The organism is Amorphoplanes digitatis (genome assembly GCF_014205335.1).
Lineage (GTDB): Bacteria > Actinomycetota > Actinomycetes > Mycobacteriales > Micromonosporaceae > Actinoplanes > Actinoplanes digitatus.
This window is the reverse complement of sequence record NZ_JACHNH010000001.1, coordinates 4,910,749-4,932,684: the sequence shown is the minus strand read 5'-3', so window position 1 is coordinate 4,932,684 and position 21,936 is coordinate 4,910,749. Positions and strand designations below refer to the sequence as shown.

18 protein-coding genes are annotated in these 21,936 nt (G+C 71.4%); 9 read left to right on the top strand and 9 right to left on the bottom strand.

Features of this window, described 5'->3' with window-relative positions; translation table 11 throughout:
* The first annotated feature begins 53 nt into the window (after positions 1–53).
* Positions 54–710, top strand: coding sequence for a DUF6230 family protein (locus BJ971_RS21570; RefSeq protein WP_184995044.1), 657 nt, complete (start codon positions 54–56; stop codon positions 708–710).
* Positions 711–744: 34 nt separating this feature from the next.
* Complete coding sequence (locus tag BJ971_RS21565; RefSeq protein ID WP_184995043.1) at positions 745–1,608, top strand: hypothetical protein; 864 nt, start codon at positions 745–747, stop codon at positions 1,606–1,608.
* Between the two features lie 49 nt (positions 1,609–1,657).
* Here the strand turns inward: BJ971_RS21565 and BJ971_RS21560 are convergent, their stop codons facing one another.
* Positions 1,658–2,353, bottom strand: a complete 696-nt coding sequence (locus BJ971_RS21560) for a TetR/AcrR family transcriptional regulator (RefSeq protein WP_184995042.1) — start codon at positions 2,351–2,353, stop codon at positions 1,658–1,660.
* Between the two features lie 150 nt (positions 2,354–2,503).
* On the opposite strand from BJ971_RS21560, the gene BJ971_RS21555 reads away from it, so the two are divergent.
* The 3 genes from BJ971_RS21555 to BJ971_RS21545 all read left to right on the top strand — a co-directional run bounded on the left by BJ971_RS21555 (position 2,504) and on the right by BJ971_RS21545 (position 5,459).
* On the top strand, positions 2,504–3,016 hold the full coding sequence (locus BJ971_RS21555; RefSeq protein WP_184995041.1) for an RICIN domain-containing protein: 513 nt from the start codon (positions 2,504–2,506) through the stop codon (positions 3,014–3,016).
* Positions 3,017–3,208: 192 nt separating this feature from the next.
* Positions 3,209–4,282: an FG-GAP repeat domain-containing protein gene (locus tag BJ971_RS21550; RefSeq protein WP_239087909.1), complete on the top strand. Its 1,074-nt coding sequence runs from the start codon at positions 3,209–3,211 to the stop codon at positions 4,280–4,282.
* Between the two features lie 121 nt (positions 4,283–4,403).
* Complete coding sequence (locus BJ971_RS21545; RefSeq protein WP_184995039.1) at positions 4,404–5,459, top strand: pectinesterase family protein; 1,056 nt, start codon at positions 4,404–4,406, stop codon at positions 5,457–5,459.
* A 296-nt stretch (positions 5,460–5,755) separates the two neighbouring features.
* On the opposite strand, the gene BJ971_RS21540 is transcribed toward BJ971_RS21545, so the two are convergent.
* Entirely contained in the window at positions 5,756–6,199 is a 444-nt protein-coding gene (locus BJ971_RS21540) for an Hsp20/alpha crystallin family protein (protein WP_184995038.1), read from the bottom strand.
* 117 nt (positions 6,200–6,316) lie between these two features.
* Here BJ971_RS21540 and BJ971_RS21535 point away from each other — a divergent pair, with 117 nt between their 5' ends.
* Positions 6,317–6,973 carry a hypothetical protein gene (locus BJ971_RS21535; protein WP_221478819.1) on the top strand — a complete coding sequence of 219 codons (657 nt, stop codon included), beginning with the start codon at positions 6,317–6,319 and terminating at the stop codon, positions 6,971–6,973.
* A 57-nt stretch (positions 6,974–7,030) separates the two neighbouring features.
* Here the strand turns inward: BJ971_RS21535 and BJ971_RS21530 are convergent, their stop codons facing one another.
* From BJ971_RS21530 to BJ971_RS21505, 6 genes are all read right to left on the bottom strand, one after another.
* Complete coding sequence (locus BJ971_RS21530) at positions 7,031–7,351, bottom strand: helix-turn-helix domain-containing protein (RefSeq protein ID WP_184995037.1); 321 nt, start codon at positions 7,349–7,351, stop codon at positions 7,031–7,033.
* A gap of 770 nt (positions 7,352–8,121) precedes the next feature.
* On the bottom strand, positions 8,122–8,871 hold the full coding sequence (locus tag BJ971_RS21525; RefSeq protein WP_184995036.1) for a hypothetical protein: 750 nt from the start codon (positions 8,869–8,871) through the stop codon (positions 8,122–8,124).
* A gap of 81 nt (positions 8,872–8,952) precedes the next feature.
* Positions 8,953–10,362 carry an RICIN domain-containing protein gene (locus BJ971_RS21520; protein ID WP_184995035.1) on the bottom strand — a complete coding sequence of 470 codons (1,410 nt, stop codon included), beginning with the start codon at positions 10,360–10,362 and terminating at the stop codon, positions 8,953–8,955.
* A gap of 15 nt (positions 10,363–10,377) precedes the next feature.
* On the bottom strand, positions 10,378–11,781 hold the full coding sequence (locus BJ971_RS21515) for a pectinesterase family protein (RefSeq protein ID WP_184995034.1): 1,404 nt from the start codon (positions 11,779–11,781) through the stop codon (positions 10,378–10,380).
* A gap of 37 nt (positions 11,782–11,818) precedes the next feature.
* Complete coding sequence (locus BJ971_RS21510) at positions 11,819–14,650, bottom strand: glycoside hydrolase family 3 protein (protein ID WP_184995033.1); 2,832 nt, start codon at positions 14,648–14,650, stop codon at positions 11,819–11,821.
* Positions 14,651–14,807: 157 nt separating this feature from the next.
* A complete protein-coding gene (locus BJ971_RS21505) occupies positions 14,808–15,983 on the bottom strand; it encodes an ROK family transcriptional regulator (RefSeq protein ID WP_239087346.1) in 1,176 nt (391 codons plus the stop codon).
* 234 nt (positions 15,984–16,217) lie between these two features.
* Between BJ971_RS21505 and BJ971_RS21500 the strand changes: the two genes are divergently transcribed.
* From BJ971_RS21500 to BJ971_RS21490, 3 genes are read left to right on the top strand one after another with little or no spacing between them, the layout of a single operon-like run.
* Positions 16,218–17,873, top strand: a complete 1,656-nt coding sequence (locus BJ971_RS21500) for an extracellular solute-binding protein (protein ID WP_184995032.1) — start codon at positions 16,218–16,220, stop codon at positions 17,871–17,873.
* Complete coding sequence (locus tag BJ971_RS21495; RefSeq protein WP_184995031.1) at positions 17,870–18,880, top strand: ABC transporter permease; 1,011 nt, start codon at positions 17,870–17,872, stop codon at positions 18,878–18,880. Before BJ971_RS21500 ends, BJ971_RS21495 begins: the two co-directional genes overlap by 4 nt.
* Positions 18,877–19,785, top strand: coding sequence for a carbohydrate ABC transporter permease (locus BJ971_RS21490; protein WP_184995030.1), 909 nt, complete (start codon positions 18,877–18,879; stop codon positions 19,783–19,785). The genes BJ971_RS21495 and BJ971_RS21490 overlap by 4 nt, the downstream gene beginning before the upstream one ends.
* Here BJ971_RS21490 and BJ971_RS21485 read toward each other — a convergent pair.
* Entirely contained in the window at positions 19,775–21,931 is a 2,157-nt protein-coding gene (locus tag BJ971_RS21485; protein ID WP_184995029.1) for a glycosyl hydrolase family 95 catalytic domain-containing protein, read from the bottom strand. The genes BJ971_RS21490 and BJ971_RS21485 overlap by 11 nt on opposite strands.
* Between the last annotated feature and the right edge of the window lie 5 nt (positions 21,932–21,936).

The window sequence follows — 21,936 nt, the reverse complement described above, 5'->3', positions numbered from 1 at the left end:
TGCCTGACATCCAGAACAAACATCTTTTCTGGATTACCCGCTGGGGGAGATCCATGCTTGCTTCCCATCAGACCGAGACCGTCGGCCGCACCCGCTGGGGCCGGTTCGGGATCCTGTTCGGACTCAGCGCCGCGGCGGTGCTGGGCCTGCTGACCCTGATGTCCAACGGCGCGCTCGCGGCCTCGTTCTCCGTGTCCGGCCAGCAGTTCAAGGTCAGCGCGGACCGGCTCGAGGCGACCGGCTTCGTGCAGTACGGCACGGTCGACGCCCGCACCGAGCCCGGCGGCGACCCGTCGTCGCAGCAGCCGGAGCCGGTCGCGGTCTCGGCCATGAAGACCGCGAAGCTGACAAACCTCTGCCAGTCGGTCGTCACCGATCTCGGCGACTTCGGCTCGGTGACCCTGAAGATCAAGGCCGGCACCGGGCGGGACCCGGTGACCGCCACGAACATGGTGGTCGACATGTCGGCCCTCGACGGCAACGCCAGCTTCCGCGGCATGGAGATCGGCCGCGACGCGGCCACTCTCGACAAGGGGCCGGTCAACGACCCGGCCGAGATCGCCCAGCGCCGCCAGGGCTTCTTCAGCCAGCAGGCCGACACGGTCGTCATCACCGACCTCAAGCAGGTGGCCTGGGCGACGACCGCCGGCGAATTCAACCTCACCGGCCTGTCACTGCGGCTGCGCTGGGGCAAGGACGAGTGCTTCTGAGCCCGTACCTCCACCACGATCCAAGGAGATCGAGATGGTCCCTCCCCGTTCCCGTACCGTGCGCCGGTCGGCGCTGGTAGCCGTCGCCGTCCTGGCGGGTGCCGGCCTGACGACCCTCCAGGCCGGCCCGGCGCAGGCCGCCGCCGCGACCACGGTCGGCCCGGCCGGGCACAGCTACAACGCCTCGCTGGTGGCCGGCAGCACCGCCGTCTTCAAGGTGAGCACCACCACCGTGACGTGCAACCAGTCGGTGAACACCGGCGCGGTGCCCGCCGAGCCCGCCAACACCAGCACCGACGGCCCGGTCGTCTCCCCGCTGACCCCGCCGACCTTCGCCAACAACGGCGGCGCCTGCCCGACGAACGTCCTGTTCACCACCGCCCGCACGGTCTCCAACTCGACGAACGGCGCCTGGACCTTCGCGTTGCAGTACGACCCGGCGGGCTCCACCGGCACCATGACCATCCCGAAGGCCGGCGTGGTCACCACCATCTCGGGCCTCGCGTCCTGCGTGGTCACCGTGGCGCCGGACGGGCCGGCGTCGATCAGCGGGCCGTGGGTGCCGGGCACCGCGACCGGCTCGCCGGTGCTCGACTTCTCGGCCGGCGTCGCGCTGCCGATCCGGGTCACCGGCGGGCTGACCTGCCCGACCGGCGCGACCACGGCGACGTTCAGCGCCCGCTACGCGGTCACCGACACCACGGACCCGACGCAGCAGATCACCGTGTCGGCGGCCGTGGTTCCCGAGCCGACCGAGACACCGACCACCGAGCCGACCCCGACCGAGGAGCCGTCCCCGACGGCCGAGCCGACACCGACCGAGGAGCCCACCCCGACCGAGGAGCCGACACCCACCGAGGAGCCGACCCCGACGGCCGAGCCCACCCCGACGGAGTAGTCCGTCACCTCGCGGTGCGGGTCCGCCCTGCCGGTCGGCGGGGCGGGCCCTACTGCCCGTCGGCCGCCCGGGCGGCGGCCGCCGGGCCCAGGAACGGGACGACGACCAAATAGGTCAGGGCCGGCAGCTGCTCGGGCAGCTCGGTCGCCCGGCCCGTCGACACGAAGTCGTAGATGACGCCGTACACCCCCGCGATGACGGCGTCGGTCACCCCCGGCGGCACCGGCGGCGTTCCGGCCCGGTGCGGCGCCTCGGTGAAGAACACCTTGTAGGCGTCCAGCAGCCGCCGGCGGCAGGCCCGGGCCCGCGGGCCGGCGGCGAGCACCTCGACCACCGCGAGGGAGGCGAACGCCGGCTCCGCGGCGAGGATGCGCACCAGGGTGTCCAGCCCGTGGTGCATCCGCTGCGGCCAGCGGGCCGGCCGGGCGTACGCCTCGGCGACGGCGCGTTGCAGCAGCGAGACCCCCAGGTCGAAGGCGGCCAGGAAGCACGCCTCCTTGTCCACGAAATGCTCGTAGAACGCGCGGGTGGACACTCCGGCGGCCGCGCAGACATCGCCCAGCGAGGCATTCGCGTATCCGAGTTCGGCGACCGTGCGGGCCATCGCGTCGATCAGCCGGTCGCGCTGGGTCCGGCTGACGAACTCGCGCGGCAGATCGTGGCGGCCCCGGGGCAGCAAACGGTCCGGATCGGTGGCGGACCGCGATCCCGGAATGCGCTGATCGAAACGAGTCGTCTCGGACACCGTTCTCCCTCCACAGTCGCCGCTGCCGATCAGCCTAGAGCAAACCCGGCCGTCGAAACGCGAATGACGATTCGCCCGATATCACCGAATACAAAGGGTTCTGCGGATAACGTGCGATGCGACCGAAGTCCTTGTCCGAAAGGTACTGTCATGTCAGTTCGCCGCCGTTTCCTGTCCACCGCGGTGACCGTTCTGCTCGCCGCCGGCCTGCTGACGCCGGGCGCCGCCGCCGAGGCCGGACCGCCGCCGGGCCCGACCGACGTCGTCAAAGGCTTCCTGCTCGTCAACATCGGCAGCCGGAACTGCCTGCGGGTGGTCGCCGGCACCGGCCGTGCCGTGCAGGGCCCGTGCCGGCCGGACGCGTCCGCGCTGTGGCGGATGCGGCTCGCCACCATGGACGGGCTCTTCCAGATCCAGAATCTGCGCAGCGGCGGCTGCCTCACCGCCTCCCGCGGCCCGGCGATCGTCCAGTTCCGCTGCGACGACGCGCCGACGCGCCGCTGGCGCCTGCTCGACGGCGCCGGGGACACGTTCCTCATGCGCAGCGTCGTCAGCGGCCGCTGCGTGACGGCCGCCGGTGCCGGCGCCGTGGTGCAGGGCACCTGCGCCGACGTCCCCTCGCGGCGCTGGCACGGGCAGGCGGAGGGCGGCAACCGGCCGTAGCGGGACCCGGTGAATGGGCGGAGGAATCCTCCGCCCATTTCCGCGCGGGCGAGCCTACCGCCGGCGCCTGCGTTATGCGGATTTTCCCTGGTATAGACGGCTAGCAGACTGAATAGTGTTATCGGCCCCGCTCGGAGCTAGTTTATGGGCGTCTTCCACTCGGAAACGTCCATCACGAGAACGGGGAGAAAGATGCTCGGGAACCGGCGCCTCCTGGCGCTATCGGCAATCGCGGCCGTAACCGTCGCGGCTCAGCTACAGAGCCTGCCGGCGGCCGCCGCGCCGCCGCCCGGCGGCGGATTCAGCGGCGTGGCGGGGGATTTCAACGGTGACGGCCGCGACGACATAGTCACCTTCACCCGCGGTGCGTCCGCCGACGTGTACGTCGCGTTGTCGAACGGTTCGTCCTTCCGCGGCACCGGCGTGAAATGGCACGACTATTTCGCCGCCGGCACCGAAACGCCATTGGTCGGAGATTTCAACGGCGACGGAAAGGACGACATCGCGACGTTCACCCGGGGCGCGGCGGCCGACGTCTATGTCGCATTGTCGACAGGCTCGTCCTTCCGGGGCACCGGCGTGAAGTGGCATGACTTCTTCGCGGTCGGCTCGGAGACGCCGGCCGTCGGCGACTTCAACGGCGACGGAAAAGACGACATCGTGACGTTCACCCGCGGCGCGGCCGCGGACGTCTACGTGGCGCTGTCCACCGGCACCCGCTTCGTCGGTACGGGCTGGAAGTGGCACGACTTCTTCGCCGTCGGCGCGGAGATCCCGGCGGTGGGCGACTTCACCGGCGACGGCAAGGACGACATCGTGACGTTCACCCGGGGCGCTGCCGCCGACGTCTACGTGGCCCGCTCCACCGGCTCGGGCTTCGTCGGTACGGGCTGGAAGTGGCACGACTTCTTCGCGGTCGGCTCGGAACTGCCGTCCGTCGGCGACTTCAACCATGACGGCCGGGACGACATCGTGACCTTCACCCGGGGCGCGGCCGCGGACGTCTACGTCGCGCGGTCGACCGGTTCCGGCTTCGTCGGCACGGGCTGGAAGTGGCACGACTTCTTCGCCGTCGGCTCCGAGATCCCGGGCACCGGCGACTTCACCGGCGACGGGCGCGACGACATCGTGACGTTCACCCGGGGCGCTGCCGCCGACGTCTACGTGGCCCGCTCCACCGGCTCGGGCTTCGCCGGTACGGGCTGGAAGTGGCACGACTTCTTCGCCGTCGGCGCGGAGATCCCGCAGCCGGGCGTCCTCTGGTGACCACGCACGGCGCCTGACGGCGACATGGCCGAGTCCCCACATGCGGGGGCTCGGCCAATCCATTGACGAACATCACTGGCAGGCCTATGGTCCGAGGTAAGCGCTTACCTCGGGAGGTTCCATGCAACGCCGCACCCTCATCCGGCTCGCCGCGACCTCCGGCACCGCGCTCGCCGCGAGCCTCGCCACTGGGGGCGCGGCCCGGGCGCGCGAGCGGACGAGGCTGGTCGTCGCCGCCGACGGCAGCGGCGACGTCACGACCGTCCAGGCGGCGGTGGACGCCGTGCCGCCCGGCACCGGGACGCGCTTCACCATCGACATCAGGCCGGGCGTCTACGCCGGGCAGGTCATCGTCCCGGCGGACAAGCCGAACATCCTGCTACGCGGCCGCGGCGCCGACCCGGGGCGGGTCGTCATCACCGACGACCGCGCCAGCGGCACACCCCGCCCGGACGGCGGCACCTGGGGCACCTCCGGCAGCGCCTCGGTCACCGTCGACGCCGCGGACTTCACCGCCACCAACCTGACGTTCGCCAACTCGTTCGACGAGGCCGCGCATCCGGAGATCACCGCGAGGCAGGCCGTGGCGCTGCTCAGCCGCGCCGACCGGCTCGTCTTCGACAACGTCCGGTTCCTCGGCAACCAGGACACCCTCTACCTCAACAGCCCCGCCGCGGCCGTACCGTCCCGGATCTACCTGCACCGCTGCTACGTCGAGGGCGACGTCGACTTCGTCTTCGGCCGCGGCACGGCCGTCTTCGACCGCTGCCGGATCCACTCGCTCACCCGCGGCTCGACGACGAACAACGGCTACGTCACCGCGCCGAGCACGAGCGTGACCAACCCGTACGGCCTGCTCTTCGCGGGCTGCGCGTTCACCTCCGACGCCCCGCCCGCCAGCGTGTATCTCGGCCGGCCCTGGCACCCCAGCCAGGACCCGAACGCCATCGGCCAGACGGTGATCCGCGACTCGGTGCTCGGCGCACACATCGGCCCGGCGCCCTGGACCGACTTCGGCACCTGGCCCTGGCGCGACGCCCGCTTCGCGGAGTACCACAACCGCGGCCCCGGCGCCCTGGTGACGCCGGACCGCCCCCAACTGACCGACGAACAGTCCGAGGACTACCGGCCGGCGGCGTACCTGGCCGGCACCGACGGCTGGTCCCCGCACTGCTGACCGTACGGGGCCACGGTAGTCCAGATCGGTCACGTGCGAGGACCCCGACGAATCGTCGGGGTCCTCGCGTCATGGTTCGTTCGGTCGTTTCGTCCTCGTGTGGTCACCGTCCCTTCACTGTTGTCCCTGATGGCCATGGCGGGGCGCGTTGCCGCCGGTCCTGGCGCCGTGTGGGTGTTCCGCCCGCGTATGGCCGTCCGATATGGATGGTGGGTGTGGCTGGGCGGGCCGACCCGGGCGGGGGACGCCGTGGCGGTGCCGGCGGAGGAGGGCCTGGCGAGGTGGACGGATCGGGGTCAGACGTCGATCGCGGTCGGTCCGCCGGTGCTGACCGCGACGTTGACCTTGCGGGGCTTGGCCTTCTCCAGCACCGGGATACGCAGGACGAGTACACCGTTGTCGTAACCGGCCTGGATGCGCTCGCTGTCGAGCACATCGGACAGGATCAGCTGTCGGGAGAACACACCCAGCGGCCGTTCCGACGTGTGCAGCTGCGCGTCGTCACCGAGATCAAGCGGCCGCCGCTCGGCCTTGACCGTCAGCACGTTGCGCTCGATGTCGACATCGATGCTGTCCGGTGTCACGCCGGGCAGGTCGAACGCCACGATGAACTCGTCACCGGTGCGGTATGCGTCCAACGGCATCGCGACCGGCCGAGACCAGGTGCCGGGCTGAGGGTCACCGAACATCTGCCGGGTGAGACGGTCGAGCTCCTGGAACGGGTCTGTGCGCACCAACATCGGTTCCACCTCCGAAATCTGTTCAACAACTGGGTGCCAATGCGCTTACCCACCGTTGTAGCATGTCATCAGAAAGACGACAAGTAGAACGTCACCCCAAGGACGACCGGAGCAGGCATGGGTATTCCTGAGCATGGCGAGGCGCAGGCCGCGCTCACGCTGATCCTGGCCGCGACCAGCGGCAGGCCGACCGCACCTACCCGTCCCGAGCCCGCCGCCACGTCCCGCCAGGTGGCACTGACCGCACTTATCGCCTTGCGCCACCTGCGTGACCGCCTCGACGTCTGTGAGCCGCAGCTGATCGCCGCCGCGCGGGCCGCCGGGGCCAGCTGGGCCGAGCTCGCCCCCGCGATGGGGGTCACCAGCCGCCAGGCCGCGGAACGCCGCTACCTGCGGATCCGCCGCAGTGAACAGGACGACGCCACCACCACCGCCGACCAGCGTGTGACCGCCGAACGCGACCGCCGCGCCGGCGCTCGAGCGGTCACCGGCTGGGCCCGCGCCAACGGCGCCGACCTACGGCAACTCGCCGGTCAGATCACCGCCTTGACCGACCTCGGCCCAGACGCTCAGGCGAGCCTCGACCGGCTGCACCACGCCCTCGGTGGCAGCGACCCCGCCACCCTGCTCCCGCTGCTCAGCGATACCCACGCATACCTGCAAGGCCGGCACGCCCCGCTCGCCGAACGGGTCACCAGTGTCACCGACGACGCCGACCAGGTCCGCCGCGTCACCCAGCGTGGGCGCGAACATCAGCGCCGAACGCCCGACTGACGAGCCGACGTCAACGGTCCCCCTCGTGGCAGAGGAGGACCGTGTACGGGCGGTGAATCAGGCGGAGTCCGCCGGCCGTCGGCGCTGGAGGTCCTGATTGTGCTGGAGGGCTTCTTCGAGCTGGTCTTCGAGGATGATGATCCGGCAGGCGGCTTCCAGGGCGGTGCCTTGCTCGACCATCTCTCGGGCCCGGGCGGCGAGGCGCAGCTGGTAGCGGGAGTAGCGGCGGTGCCCGCCGGCTGACCGGGTCGGGGTGATCAGTTTCGCCTCGTCGAGGCGGCGCAGGAAGTCCTGCGAGGCGCCGGTGATCTCCGCGGCGCGGCCCATCGTGTAGGCGGGGTAGTCGTCGTCGCCGAACATGTCGTCGGGTTGGGCCATACAGGTACCTCTCCATGGTCGAGGGCCCCGGCGCAGAAAGCGCCGGGGCCCAGGGTTACGGGTTGAAACACCATCTACCGACAGGTTCGTCGGGTTGTCGTATCCGCACCTGCCGCCATCAGCGGGATGGGGTGCGAGGACCGCATAAGCGTGACCGGAGACCACCTCTCGTTCGATGGAAACTGCGGTGTCCGCTCCAGAAGTTGAACTGCGTCCTGGAGACGGGCGATCCAACGGTGTTCGAGCCCTCCCTTTCCTCTGCTTCCGATTGCTGTGCTGCTTGTCGTGCCGTCCGCCGGTGTCGAAGCCCCACGCGACTTCATGGCCCCGTGCACGTGCGACGGACTGTCCTGCCAGGCGAGCCCCGAACCAGCATCGGCCCGCCCTGCCCTGACCTGGAATTACGTCAGGGTCTTACGTTCCACTTCCGTGTGCCTTGCCTTGCAGCGTGCGGTGGTGCTTACTCCCCACCGCTGTGCCGAGCGAGCCACGGATCGGGGTCCGGGCCCTGCGTAACGCTCGGTCTGCTTCGTCTGCGTCTTGGCTGATCTCTGCTGTCAACGGAAGAAATGTTAGCAGGCTCGGCGGGAATGTCTAGTGATTCGGACCTAGATTTTCTCGTCGGCCGCGGCTGCTTCGCGTAAGGGCCGGGGGTGGCGGTGTTCAGGCGGGAATCGAGCCTCGGGAACCCTCGTCTTCACCAGCGCCGAGTGGGCGGAGTTCATCGACGACGAATGATGCCCAGGCGCTCAGGGCGAGTCCTGTGACGCTCAGGCCGGGCCGATGATGCCGGCGACGTCCTCGTCGGTCAGCGATCCGCGGGCCGCGAGCTGGATCGCGAGCGCTCGCGCACGGTCGGGGCCCTGGTCCCGCCGGATCGCCAGCACGGCCTGAATCGTGCGGTCCCGCTCCCAGCCCTCGGGGTCGGCGTCGAACCGCTCACCGTGTTCGAGCCACCGCTCGAACAGCTCGCCCGCCCCGGTGCCGTCGCTCATGGTGAGGCTGTACAGCTGCTGAACACCCATCGTGGTGATCGGATCGTCGATGGCCTCGGACGTCTCCTCGACCCACGGCCGGACCCGTTCGTGGGTGCCCTCCCGGCCGCACCGGTCGTCGAGCAGGTCACGCCACCACGCCTCGACCTCTTCGCGGGCGGGCGGTATCACCGGTCGGTAGGCCGATCCGTCCTGCGGATCCCAGATGGTCAGCCCGTACTCGGCCGCCAGCTCCTGAATCAGCGCCAGGGCCGGGTCGCTGCGCCTCTCCGAGCAGAGCACCACGAACACATGGTCGATGCCGGTATCCAGCGGGAGGTCCATCCACGGGTCCTCGTCCGGATCAATGAGGGGCGGCTGGTCCGGGAACCGCGACCGTAACCGCTCGTAGAACCCGACGATCCGCTCGTCGAGCTCTCCGTCGACATGCCGGGTACCAGCACAACGATCGACCATCGCCGCGACTTCGGCCACGTCGGTCCACTCGTCGATGGCCAATATCCCGAGGCTGTAGCCTCCCGCCATGATCGTCTCCCCGTGCCGCGTCTCCAAGATCAACCGCGGCATGGAACCACACGGTGGTCAGGCGTGTAAACCGATCAGCCGTCAGAGGCCGATGCCGGCCTGCGGGCCGGCGTTCGTGCGGAGCAGCGCGGGTACGTCCGCCGCCGGGTCGAGGGTGTACGAGTAGAAGCTGCCCGGCGTGAACGCGGAACCGAGGGTCGTCTGGTTGCCGGTGCAATTGACCAGGATGCTGCCGGACTGCCTGAGCTGCGCCGTGGAGTCCGGGTAGTACGGGTCCTTCACGTTCTCGAAGTAGCTGTTCTCCAGCGCCATCTTGGTGTAGCCGCGTGCGTAGTTGCCGTACGACGCGACGTTCTGCAGGTAGTTGTTGTAGAGGTGCGCGTACGCGACGTTGTCGGTGCTCGGGTTGCGCTGGTTGGTGTCCCGGATCCAGTTGTGGTGGATCGTCATCCGGGCGGTCACGTTGTCGGTCCAGCCGATGCCGAAGGACTTGTTGTTCTCGGCGAGCACGTTCCACGACACGGTGAGGTACGTGGTGTCCTTGCGGCTGTCGATCAGCCCGTCGTTCATCCGCTCGATGGTGTTGTGGTCGATCCACACGTGGTCGGCGGTGTCCATCTGGATGCCGTCGTAGTCGTAGACCTTGTCGTCGGGGTCGTCGTCGGCCATCCGGGTGTCGCGGATGGTCAGGTTCCGGATGATCACGTTGGTGACGCCGGCGCCGAGGAAGAACCCGCCGCCGACGATCTGGCCGGAGGTGCCGACACCGACGATCGTCTTGTTCGAGGTCACCGGTATCTCGGTGCCCTTCGGCGAGATGCTGATCGCCGACGCGACCCGGATGACGTAGGAGCCGGACGTGGCCGCGTACCGTGCCAGGTCGGCCTGGGTGTTGACCGTGACCGTGGTGCCGCCCGACCCGCCGGTGGTACCGCCGCCGGTGGCGGCGAAACCGTCCGGCGTCGACGGCCAGGACCGCCCGGCCGCGACGAACGCCCACTGCTTGTTGGTGTTCGCGGTGCACGTCTCCTGAATGATCGCGTTGCCGGAGGTGGTCGACGCGTCCTTGTCCGAGATGCACAGCCCGCTGTTGACGTTGACGATCTGATATGTGCCCGACCCGCTCGCCACCAGTGACCACTGCTGGTTGGCCTGACTTCCGACGCATGTGTACTGCTGTAGTTGCACGCCGGAGGCGGTCGACCAGCCGGGCACGTCCACGCACTTGCCGCTGTTGACGTTGCGCAGCAGGTAGTTCGCGCCGTTCGCGACAAGTGTGAACTGCTGCCATGCCGAGTTCGCCGTGCAGCCCCACTGCTGCAACAAGGCGCCGTTGCCGGTGGACGCGCTCGGCACGTCCAGGCACATCCCCGACTTGGTCACCTTCAGCTGATAGACGACCCCGGCGGCCGGAGCCGCCTGGGCGGGGTGACCGGCCAGCACCGTTGCCGCGACGATCAGCAGCGCCGCGACCGAAAGTGACCTTCGCATGTTCGTACCGTCCTCTCAGCCGACCGGATTCCAGCCGTCGGTTCCGGCCAGATACTTCTGCGGGGTGTAGTTGACGGCCGTCGCGTCGCTCATCTGCGGCCGGTTGCTGTTTGTCGTCGCGCCCGCGCCGGTGTTCCGGTACTCGAAGAAGCGGGCGTTCCGCCACGAGTTCGACGACATGTCGGTCCACGGCTGTGCGGTGGCGATGGTGGCGCTCAGGCTCGACTCCCGGTACAGCACCTGGGCCGCCGGGCCCCACGGCCGCCCGAGCTGGGTGGTGTTGCCGGTCGCGCCGGTGATGGTGCACCTGTAGAAGAGGAAGCCGTACGCGTTCGCGGTGTCGGTCCTCGCGGCCGTGATCGGCCCGCCGGTGCTGCGCTTCTCGTAGATCGAGGTGGCGTTGAAGACCGCGGTGCCGCCGCCGAAGATGAAGTCGACAGTGCCCTCGACGTAGGAGTTCCTGACGTACGCGCGATAGTTGTTGACCAGCAGCGTGTCCTGGGCGCCGAGGAACCGGACGTTGTCGAATACCGACCGGTCGCCGTTGAGGTTGGCGGCGACCGCCTGGCTGCCCTCGCCGTAGTCGTTCGAGATGGTCAGGTTGGACGCGGCGAAGTCCGCGCCGTTGACGAAGAAGGTGGCGCTGCCGGAGGTGCCGTACCCGCCGGCGGAGCTGTGGTTGTTGACGATCACCGTCTGGCTCGCCGCGGAGCCGAGGCCCTGCAACGTGACGTACGGCTTGTTGGACGGGACCGTGACGATCTCCCGGTAGGTGCCGGCCTTGATGGTGATGACCCGCCGGGTGGTGTTGTTCGCCGGGACCGCGTCGATCGCGGCCTGCACGGTCGTGTACTGGCCGCTGCCGTCGGCCGCCACGGTGGCGGCCGCCGCCGCGCCGACGAACGCCCACTGCTTGTTGGTGTTCGCGGTGCACGTCTCCTGAATGATCGCGTTGCCGGAGGTGGTCGACGCGTCCTTGTCCGAGATGCACAGCCCGCTGTTGACGTTGACGATCTGATATGTGCCCGACCCGCTCGCCACCAGTGACCACTGCTGGTTCGCCTGACTTCCGACGCAGGTGTACTGCTGTAGTTGCACGCCGGAGGCGGTCGACCAGCCGGGCACGTCCACGCACTTGCCGCTGTTGACGTTGCGCAGCAGGTAGTTCGCGCCGTTCGCGACAAGCGTGAACTGCTGCCATGCCGAGTTCGCCGTGCAGCCCCACTGCTGCAACAAGGCGCCGTTGCCGGTGGACGCGCTCGGCACGTCCAGGCACATCCCCGACTTGGTCACCTTCAGCTGATAGACGACCCCGGCGGCCGGAGCCGCCTGGGCCGGGGACGCGGTCAGGCCGACCTGGGTGGCCGCGGCGACGAGGACGAGCGCCGCCGGCGGAAGCCACAAACGTGTCTGTCGCATGGTTCGGTTGCCTCTCTCGAAGGGGTGCGAGGGCCGTTCAGGCGCCGAACCCGACGACGCTCACGCGGGTGCCGGCGGTGTCGAAGACCAGGTAGAGGTCGTGGCGGCCCGTGGCGCCGGTCAGCGGCGCGGTCGCCTCGGCCCAGTCGTGGCGGCCGGGGACCACGGGCACCTCCAGCACCGCGGCGACCGGGCCGGAGAGCGGCTCGTCGAGCCGTACCTCGATCCGGGCGCCTTCGGCGGGGGCCGCGGCTGAGGCGGTGATCCGGGCAGCGCCCGCGGGAAGGTCGACGCCGTCGAGGGCGAGCCAGGCGCCGTCGCGGACGGCCACCACCGCGTCGCCGTGCTCGGGGCCCTCGTCGGTCAGGGCCGTGCCGTACTCGGCGTCGCGGCTGGCGGCCCGAAGGTGGTCCGCCGGGCGGTCCGGGACCGTCTCGCCCCGTACGGTCAGGGTCCCGGTCGCGGTGATGTCGGTGCAGGAGCGGCCCACCATGACGGTGTGCCGGGCGGACTCGACGAGCGGCCGGTCCTGCACCACGTCGAAGAACGCCAGGTCGGCGGTGTCCAGGGTCAGCGTGACGGTCGCCTGCGCGCCGGGTGCGAGCCGGACCCGCCGGAAGCCGCGCAACCGGCGCAGCGGCTGCTTGACCCGCGACCGGCGCTGGCGGGTGTAGAACTGCACCACCTCGGTGCCCGGCCGGTCGCCGACGTTGACGACGTCCACGCTGATCTCCACCCGGTCGCCGGCCCGCACGGAGACGGCGTCCAGCCGCAGGTTGCGGTGCTCGAAGCGGGTGTAGCCGAGGCCGTGCCCGAACGGGTACAGCGGGCTGCCGCGGAAGTAGAGGTAGGTCGCGTCGCTGCCGATGATGTCGTAGTCGAGCAGGTCCGGCAGCTCGTCGGCGCCGCGGTACCAGGTCTGCGGCAGGCGCCCGGTCGGCTCGACCGGGCCGCCGTCCTCGTCCTTGCCGAGCAGGACGTCCGCGACGGCGGCGCCGTACTCCTGCCCGCCGTGCGCCGACCACAGCACCGCCGGCAGGTGCTCCTGCGCCCACCCGATCGCGTACGGGTAGCTGCTCGTCAGGATCAGCACGGTGCTCGGGTTGGCCGCCCGGACCGCGCGCAGCAGCGCGTCCTGACCCGGCGGCAGGGCCAGGTCGTCGCGGTCCTGCGTCTCGCGCCCCGCCACCATCGGGTGGTTGCCGAGCACGACCACCGCCACGTCGGCGTCGCGGGCCAGCGCCGCGGCCGCCTCGAGCCCGTCCTCGACGAGCTCGACCTCGAACTCGGTCGCCGCCTCGGCGGCCGCCGAGGCGCGCAGGACGCCGTCCGCGCCGGCCGCGACGTAGGCGTCGCTCGCCACGTGCCGCAGCACGATCCGGCCGCCGCGCCGGGCCGCCTCGAAGGTCTCCCGCACCACCCACTCGCCGGGCTCGGCCCGGTCGTTGACCAGGACGCCGTCCTCGCCCGCGCGGACGTACCGCCGGTTGACGGCGGCGCGCAGCGTCACGGTGCCGCCGCCCCAGTCGAGCACGTCGAACAGGTCGTCACCGGCGCCGGCGATCCGCAGCGCGGCGCCGTCGGGGCCGGAGCCGGCGACCACCACGCCCCGCGCCGTGCGCAGCCGGATGCGGTCGGCGCCCTCGATGCCGCGCACGGCCTGCTCGCCGAGCCGCCCGGCGAGCCCGGCGCGCACCGTGACCGCGTACGGCAGGCTGCCGCTGTACCAGTCCGCCGCGAGGGCGTCGCCGAGCGGCCCGATCACGGCGACCGTCCGCGGCGCGCACAGCGGCAGCAGGCCGTCGCCGTTCTTCAGCAGCACGATCGCGGCCCGCGCCGCCTCCCGGGCGAGCCGCTGGTGCTCGGGGCAGTTGACGACGTCGGCGGTCGTCGCCGCGTACGGATTGAGCTCCGCCGGGTCGAACTCGCCGAGCCGCAGGCGGATCGCCAGGATGTGCCGGACCGCGGTGTCCACGTCGGACTCGGTGAGCAGCCCGCGGCCGAGCGCCTCGTGCAGCAGGGCGGTGGTGGTCTGCGGATCCTCGGTGAAGCAGTCCACCCCGGCGCGCAGCGCGGCGGCGAAGCCGGAGGCGTGATCGGGCAGGTAGCGCTGTTCGCCGGCAAGGTTGGTGCAGGCGCCCGCGTCGCCGACCACCAGCACGTCGTCGTCGGTCCAGGTGCGCAGCTCGGCGTCGAGCAGCGGGCTCAGGTGCGCGGGGCGGCCGTTGACCAGGTTGTAGGACGCCATGACCGCGACGGCGGCGCCGGCGGCGATCGGCGCGCGGAACGCGGGCAGCTCGTACTCGTGCAGTACCCGCGGCGGCAGGTCGCTGGAGGTGAGGTGCCGGTCGGTCTCGTTGTTGTAGCCGAGGAAGTGCTTGAGCGTCGGCGCGGTGCGCAGGTAGCGGGGATCGTCGCCGCGCAGGCCCGCCGCGTACGCGGTGCCGAGCACCCCGGTCAGCCACGGGTCCTCGGCGTAGCCCTCCTCGTTGCGTCCCCAGCGCGGGTCGCGAAGCGGGTTGACCACCGGCGCCCAGACGTTGAGCCCGGTGCGGACGGGGTCCTTGTGGTGCAGCCCGCGCACCTCGTCGCCGACCGCGGCGCCGACCCGGCGCACCAGGTCGGGGTCCCAGGTGCTGCCGAGGCCGACGGACTGCGGGAAGACGGTGGCCTCGCCGAGCCAGGCGACGCCGTGCAGCGCCTCGGTGCCGGTGCGGAACGGCCCGACGCCGAGGCGGGGTACCGCGGCCTGGTGCTGGTGCAACAGGTCGACCTTCTCGGCGAGGGTGAGCCGGGTGAGCAGGTCTGCCACCCGGACCGACAGCGGCGCGCCGGGGTCCTCGAAGGTGCGGCGGGCGGTCTCGTCCATGGCGGGTGCTCTCCCGAGGAGGCTGTCGAAGCGCTTCGATGAAGATGTCGAAAAGGCTCCGCCGACGTGCGATTACACACGTGTTACGGCGGAGCCCTTCGAGGTTGACACCCGGCATCGACGCCGGTCAAGAGAAACAGTTAGATTCCTCGATGCCTCACCCGGGCGGCGAGGGCAGGTTCCCGGCCTCCAGGCGGTCCAGGGCGAGCATCGCGCCGCCCGTGGCCGCCGCGTCCGCGTGCAGGGTGGACACCGTGACCCGGAAGCCGAGGTCGCCCGGTGCGGCCGTCCGGGACTTCACCTCCGCCTCCACCGCGGGCTGCAGCCAGGGCCCCAGCGTCGCGAACGTGCCGCCGAGCACGACGGCGGAGGGGTCCAGCAGCTCGGCGAGCGTGGCGACGCCGCGGCCCAGCAGCCGGCCGGTCTCGGCGAGGACCTCGGTGACCCGGGCATCGCCCGAGCGGGCCAGCGCGGTGATCCGCTCCAGCTCGGGCGCGTAGTCGGTGACCGGGCCGTCCGCCTCGGTGTCCGGCAGGGCCCGGCGCACCAGGGCGGGCAGCCCCGCGACCGCCTCCAGGCAGCCGCGCCGGCCGCACCGGCACACCGGGCCGTCGCAGTCGACCCGAAGGTGACCCACCTGGCCGGCGAAGCCGCGCCCGCCGCGCAGCAGCCGCCCGTCGGCGATGATCCCGGCGTCCACCCCCGCGCCGCCGACGAGGGTGATCAGGTCGGGCGTGTCGGCCTCGGCGCCGGTGCGGTACTCCGCCAGGGCGGCCAGGTTGGCGGCGTTGTCGACGACCACTTCGTAGTCCGGGCGGCGCAGGCCGCGGTCGAGGGCGGCGCCCAGGTCGAGATCCGGCCGGCCGAGATGGGCGGGGAAACGGACGCCGCCGTCGGCGCCGACCTGGCCCGGCACGGCGACGGTCAGCCCGAGGACCCGGCGCTGCTGGCCGGTCATCTTCGCGACCACCCGGCCGGCCAGCGCCGCGATCGCGGCCTCGGCCCTGCCGGGCGCGCCGTCCAGCCCCGGGTACGCCCGCCGCCACGTCAGCAGCCGCTCCCCGGTCAGGTCGATCGCCACCGCGGCGAGATGGTCGGCGGCGACCTCGAGGCCGATCGCCGCGTACGGGCGGCTCTGCAGGGTCAGCATCGCCGCGGGGCGGCCGATCCGGTTCTCCGCGAGCCCGGTGTCGCGCAGCAGCTGCCGCTCCAGCAGGTCGGCGACCAGGCTGGAGACGGTGGCCTTGTTGAGCCCCGTCGAGGCGGCGATGTCCGCCCGCGAACAGGGCGCGTTGGTGCGTACGTACCTGAGTACCACCGCCAGATTCGTCATTCTCACGTCGGACAAGTCCGCCGGCTGCGTCATGCCGTGCGTACCGATCACGTCAGTCCTGCCTCCCGCCGCCGGCGTCCCCGGGCTGGCCCGTCCCATCATGCCGTACCCCGTCCCGCGGGCACGGTCATCTCTTGTGGGGCCCACCACCGTCGGCTAGTTTGTTTGGCTACAAGCCAAACAAACTCTAGCGGGAAGCTGTCGGTCCCGTCGACCGTTTATGAGGAGCACGCCGTGACCGATCGCCGGACCTTTCTGAGCCTGGTCGGCCTGAGTGCCGCGGCCGTTGCCGCCGGGGGCTCGCTCGCCGGCTGCGGCGACAAGGCCACCCGGGGCGGCACGACGCAGGAGCTGGACAAGCTCGCCGGGGTGCTGCCCGAGCAGCGGGCGCTCACCGTCGCCGTGCCCAAGCCGGACATCATCGGCACCCGGCCGGTCGCGGACGGCTACACCAGGTTCCCGGCCCAGCTTGTCGACGCCATCGCCGAGAAGCCGGGCGCCGGCGGCGCGCCAATCCGGGCGATGACCCCGGTCTGGGGACCCGCGCCACCCGCCGGCGCCAGCAACGCCTACCTGACCGCGATCAACGCCGAGCTGGGCACCCCGGTCGACTTCAGCGTCCAGGACGGCATCACCTACGCCGAGAAGCTCGGCGCGATCCTGGCCGCCCGCGACGTGCCGGACCTGCTCTGCGTGCCGCACTGGGAGGTGTCCAAGCTGGCACGCTTCGGCGACGCGGTGAGCGCGAACTTCGAGGACCTCACGCCGTACCTGGCGGGCGCCGCGGTGGCGGCCTACCCGATGCTGGGCACCTTCCCCGCCGGGGCGTGGCGCAACGCCTGCTGGAACGAGCGGCTGATGTCGGTGCCGAACCCGACCGACGGCCCGTTCCCGTGGGCGCTCTTCTATCGCAAGGACCTGGCCACCAAGGCCGGGGTGGCCGCGCCGACGAACATCGAAGAGTTGTACAACGTCGGCAAGCAGGCGACCGACGCGGACAAGGGCGTCTGGGCCTTCTCCGACATCTTCGCGATGGTGCAGATGTTCCACAAGGTGCCGGGCAGCAAGGACGGCTGGCGCCTGCGGCCCGACGGCACGCCCGAGTTCAAGTACGAGACGGCGGAGTTCAAGGCCGCCGCCGAGTTCATGAGCCGGCTCTACCAGGCCAAGATGGTCCACCCGGACATCGTGGCCAGCAAGGGCGCCGACGCTCAGCAGCTCCTGAAGAGCGGCAAGATCATGTTTCATCAGGACGGCATCGGCATGTGGCAGGCGATGCAGGCCGAGCAGCAGAAGATCACGCCCGGCTTCGAGGTGCAGCCGGTCCCGCTCTTCTCCGCCACCGGCGGCAGCCCGCTCGCCTGGGGCGACGACGACCCGATCTCCTACACCTTCGTCAAGAAGGGGCTCGGCAAGGCGCGGGTCGAGGAGATCCTGCGTGTGATCAACTGGTGCTCCGCGCCGTTCGGCACCACCGAGTTCGACCTGCGCGAGTACGGCGTCGAGGGCAAGCACCAGACCCGCGGCGCCGACGGCCCGGTGAAGACCGAACTGGGCTTCAAGGAGATCCAGAACCAGTACTTCTTCATCAGCGGGCGCAGCCCGGTCGTGCAGCCGTACCCGCAGACGCCGCAGTACGTGTCGCAGCTGCTGGCGTACTCGAACGAGACCGTGAAGAACCTGGAGAAGGACCCGTGGCTTGGCCTGAAGTTCGAGATGCCGGCCAAGTACAAGGCCGGCATGCAGCCGACCGAGGACAAGATGACCGACATCGTCCGGGGCCGGCGCCCGATCTCCGACATCGACGTCGTGGTCAAGGAGTGGCGCGCGGCGGGCGGTGACGAGGCTCGGGAACTGATGGGTTCGGCGCTGGCCGCCAACGGTAAATGAGCAACGACCAAGCCAGCCGTATCGAGCCGGCGGTCGCACCGCTGCCGCCGCCGGCTCCGGCGCCCCCGGCCCGGCGGCGGTCGCCGTGGCGGGCCCGGCTGCGGCGCGACTGGCCGCTGCTGGTCATGGTCGCGCCGGCGGCCCTGCTGCTGGCGGTCTTCCACTACCTGCCGGCGCTGGGCAACGTTGTCGCGTTCCAGGACTACAACCCCTACCTCGGCGACGGCGCCCTGCAGGCGCTGGCCGCCAGCCCGTTCGTCGGCCTCGACAACTTCCGGGACCTCTTCGCCGACCCGGCGTTCTGGGACGCCTTCTGGAACACCCTGGCCATCACGGCGTTCCAGCTGGTCTTCTTCTTCCCGCTGCCGATCGCGCTGGCCATCCTGTTGCACAGCATCCTGTCCGGGCGGCTGCGCGGCTTCGTGCAGACCGTCGTCTACCTGCCGCACTTCTTCAGCTGGGTGCTGGTGGTGACGTTCTTCGTGCAGATGCTGGGCGGCGCCGGCCTGCTGGCGCAGGAGCTGCGCGACGCCGGGATCACGCCGCCGGAGATCATGTCCAACCCGGACACGTTCATCGTCCTGGTCACCGCGGAGGCGGTCTGGAAGGACCTCGGCTGGGGCACGATCGTCTTCCTCGCCGCGCTGGCCGCGATCGACACCAACCTGTACGAGGCGTCGGCCGTCGACGGCGCCTCCCGGTGGCGCCGGCTGTGGCACATCACCCTGCCCGGGCTGCGGCCGGTGATCGTCCTGCTGCTGATCCTGCGGCTCGGCGACGCGCTGTCGGTCGGCTTCGAGCAGTTCCTGCTGCAACGCGACGCGGTCGGCCGGCAGGCCGCCGAGGTGATCGACACGTTCGTCTACCACCACGCCATCGCCACCGGGGATTACGGCTTCGGCGCGGCCGCCGGGCTCTTCAAGGCGGTGGTCGGCCTGGTGCTGATCCTCGCCGCCAACAGGTTCGCCCATGCCCTGGGCGAGCGGGGGGTGTACTCGCGCTCATGACCACGACCACGCGCCGTCGTCATCCGTCGCGCCCGGCCTGGGAGGAGGAGCCCGGCGCCGCGACGCAGGCCGCCCGGGGAACGGTGCTCACCCTGGTCGTGCTCGCCGTGCTCGTGCCGCTCTGGGTGGTGCTGGTGACCAGCGTGTCGTCGCGGGAGGCCATCAACGCGGCCGGCGGCCTGGTCGTGGTGCCCCGGGACCTGGACTTCTCGGCGTACCGGATCGTCTTCTCCGGCGGCCAGATCAGCAAGGCGCTGCTGGTCAGCACGCTGGTCACGGTGGTCGGCACGACGCTGAGCCTCGCGGTGACCGTGCTGGCCGCGTACGGGCTGTCCCGGCCGGGATCGCTGCTGCACCGGGGCCTGCTCTTCTACTTCCTGCTGACGTTCCTGATCTATCCCGGGCTGGTGCCGCACTACCTGGTCGTCACCGGGGTCGGCCTCAAGGACAGCCTCTGGGCGCTGATCCTGCCGACCGCGGTGAGCGTCTTCAACCTGGTGGTGGTGCGGGCGTTCTTCCAGAACATCCCGGCCGAACTGCTGGACAGCGCCCGGGTCGACGGCGCGGGGGAGTTCCGCATCCTGTGGCGGATCGTGCTGCCGCTGTCCAAGGCGGTGATCGCGGTGGTCGGCCTCTTCTACGCGGTCGGCTACTGGAACACCTGGTTCAACGCGCTGCTCTACATCGACGACAACGAGAAGTTCCCGATCCAGCGGGTGCTGCAGAGCTACATCCTGGCGGGGCAGGCGCCGCAGCAATCGGGCGCGGTCACCGCGACGCTTCCGCCGACCCTGGCCATCAAGATGGCCGTGGTGGTGGTGACGGTGGCGCCGATCGCGCTGGTGTACCCCTTCGTCCAGCGCCACTTCACCCGCGGCGTCATCGTCGGCGCGGTCAAGGGCTGACCGCCAGCACGCGGTGCGGCCGCCCGGCCGTCAGGGCGACCGGGCACGACGGCGCACCGTCGATCAGCATCCCGGGCGGGGCGCCCACCGTCAGCCGCACGTCGTGCCGGGCCGTCAGCACCGCCTGCGCCCGGCCCGGCGCCCAGCGCAGCTCGGCGACCCGCACCGCGCCGCGGGCGGCCAGCCCCGTCACCCGGCCCGCCGGCCACCGCGCCGGCAGCGCCGGCAGCAGGTCGAGCCGGCCGTGCGCCGAGCGCAGCAGCATCGCCGCGACGACCGCCGGCAGGCCGCCCGCGATGTCCACGTTGAAGATCGCGTCGCGGTTGTGCGTCGGCACCAGGCTCGGGCGCCAGTAGCGGCCCGCCATACGCTCCACCGTCGCGTACGCCTCCTCGGCCATGCCGAGCGCGGCCGCCGCCAGCCCGAGCTGGGCCAGCCCGTACGCCATCTCGTCGGCCTCCGCGCCCAGCCACCACGCCAGCCGGCTGCGCACGGTCGCCATCGCCGCCGCGCGCAGCCGGGGGTCGCCGGTGATCAGCGGATCCGGTTCGTACCACAGCGGCCAGAGGTGTGAGGCGTGCCGGTGCGCCGGCTGGTCGTCCAGGTCCGGGTGGCACCACTCGGCGAGCAGCCCGTCCGCGACGCGGTATCCGGGCAGCGCGCCGAGCAGCCCGCGCCAGCGCGGCGCGTCCGGGTCCGCCAGGTTCAGCTCGTCCGCGATCCGCAGCAGGTTCGTCAGCAGGTCGCGGACCACCGCCACGTCCATCGTCGCGTCGACGCAGGCCTGCGAGCCGGTCGCGGCCGGCGCGTTCTCCGGCGAGTACGACGGGCTGAACGTCGCGACGCCGTCGCGGATCTGCGCGAAGTCGAGGTAGAACTCCGCGGACTCGCGCAGGAACGGCAATGCCCGCTCCCGCAGGAAGTCGCGGTCGCCGGTGTAGCGCCAGTAGTCGACGTAGAGCCGGCTCATCCAGGCCGCACCGGCGGTCCAGAACGTCTGGCACCACACCGGGCCGAAGTGGTTCTGCCGCCCGTGCGTCGACAGGTGCAGCGGGGTCAGCAGGCCCCGGGCGCCGTAGAGCCGGCGGGCGTTGTGGCGCAGGTCGTCGCGGACGGACTCGAGCAGGTCGAAGACCGGCAGCAGCAGCTCCGGCGTTCCGGTGGGCAGCAGCGCGGCGACCGCGGCCGGCAGGTTGCCGTCCAGGGTGTATCCGCTGGACCAGGGCGGCGTCCAGGTGCCGCTCCACACACCCTGGAGGGTCGGCGGCAGGTCGCCGGTGCTGCTGATTATCGCGTACCGGCCGGCGTCGAACAGCCGCTCGACGAGCGCCGGCCCGACCGGCGCGGCCAGCAGCCGCGCGGTGGGCGCCGCCCGCGCGGCGCGGCCGGCGCCCAGATCCAGGCGCACCCGGCCCATCAGCTCGCCGTGGAGGTCCCGGTGCGCGGCGAGCAGGGCCTCGAAATCCTCATCCGGTACGGCGGGATCGGCGTCGCCGGGCAGCAGGGTGCGAATGGCGAGCACCGCGTCGGAGCGCACCTCGCACCCGTCGACGTCGCCGGAGAGCACCCGGCAGCGTACGCGGTAACCCGGCGCCGCGCCGAAATCGACGTTCAGCGTCGGTCCGGTCGCGACGCGGCCGGTCACCGGGATCGGCGGCGTGCTCTCGATCAGGGACAGGTCCAGGGTGCCGCGGAAGCCGCCCGGCGCCGACAGCGCGACCAGGATCGCGTCCGACGCTCGCGAGGCGAAGACCCGCAGGTGGCCGCCCGCCCAGCGGTACTCGACCAGCCCGGAGCCGAGCTCGACGCTCCACGAGCCGGCGCCCGGCCGCTCCGGCCGCACGGTCAGCGTCGCGGCGCCGACCAGGGGATCGATCCAGACCGTCTCCGCGTACGCGGGCTCGGCCGCCGCCGCGTGCGCGCAGACCGCCTCGGCCGCCGCGGCGTAGCGGCCCGCGGCGAGCAGCCCGCGCAGGCGGGGGAGGATCGCGGCGGTGTCCGGCGCGTCCAGGCGCGGACCCACCGGCAGGAACAGGCGCTCGTGCGAGACGGTCAGCCGGATCGCCTCCCGGCCGCCCCAGCAGAGCGCGCCCTGCCGGCCGTTGCCGGTCACCAGCGCGTGTTCCCAATTGACAGCGTCCCGCACCGGCC

What these genes read in the sequence shown, in the direction of transcription:
- BJ971_RS21570 (WP_184995044.1), top strand. Translation starts at nt 54, where the DNA reads ATGCTTGCTTCCCATCAGACCGAGACCGTCGGCCGCACCCGCTGGGGC.
- BJ971_RS21565 (WP_184995043.1), top strand. Translation starts at nt 745, where the DNA reads ATGGTCCCTCCCCGTTCCCGTACCGTGCGCCGGTCGGCGCTGGTAGCC.
- BJ971_RS21555 (WP_184995041.1), top strand. Translation starts at nt 2,504, where the DNA reads ATGTCAGTTCGCCGCCGTTTCCTGTCCACCGCGGTGACCGTTCTGCTC.
- BJ971_RS21550 (WP_239087909.1), top strand. Translation starts at nt 3,209, where the DNA reads ATGCTCGGGAACCGGCGCCTCCTGGCGCTATCGGCAATCGCGGCCGTA.
- BJ971_RS21545 (WP_184995039.1), top strand. Translation starts at nt 4,404, where the DNA reads ATGCAACGCCGCACCCTCATCCGGCTCGCCGCGACCTCCGGCACCGCG.
- BJ971_RS21540 (WP_184995038.1), bottom strand. Translation starts at nt 6,199, where the DNA reads ATGTTGGTGCGCACAGACCCGTTCCAGGAGCTCGACCGTCTCACCCGG.
- BJ971_RS21535 (WP_221478819.1), top strand. Translation starts at nt 6,317, where the DNA reads ATGGGTATTCCTGAGCATGGCGAGGCGCAGGCCGCGCTCACGCTGATC.
- BJ971_RS21530 (WP_184995037.1), bottom strand. Translation starts at nt 7,351, where the DNA reads ATGGCCCAACCCGACGACATGTTCGGCGACGACGACTACCCCGCCTAC.
- BJ971_RS21525 (WP_184995036.1), bottom strand. Translation starts at nt 8,871, where the DNA reads ATGGCGGGAGGCTACAGCCTCGGGATATTGGCCATCGACGAGTGGACC.
- BJ971_RS21520 (WP_184995035.1), bottom strand. Translation starts at nt 10,362, where the DNA reads ATGCGAAGGTCACTTTCGGTCGCGGCGCTGCTGATCGTCGCGGCAACG.
- BJ971_RS21515 (WP_184995034.1), bottom strand. Translation starts at nt 11,781, where the DNA reads ATGCGACAGACACGTTTGTGGCTTCCGCCGGCGGCGCTCGTCCTCGTC.
- BJ971_RS21510 (WP_184995033.1), bottom strand. Translation starts at nt 14,650, where the DNA reads ATGGACGAGACCGCCCGCCGCACCTTCGAGGACCCCGGCGCGCCGCTG.
- BJ971_RS21505 (WP_239087346.1), bottom strand. Translation starts at nt 15,983, where the DNA reads ATGACGAATCTGGCGGTGGTACTCAGGTACGTACGCACCAACGCGCCC.
- BJ971_RS21495 (WP_184995031.1), top strand. Translation starts at nt 17,870, where the DNA reads ATGAGCAACGACCAAGCCAGCCGTATCGAGCCGGCGGTCGCACCGCTG.
- BJ971_RS21490 (WP_184995030.1), top strand. Translation starts at nt 18,877, where the DNA reads ATGACCACGACCACGCGCCGTCGTCATCCGTCGCGCCCGGCCTGGGAG.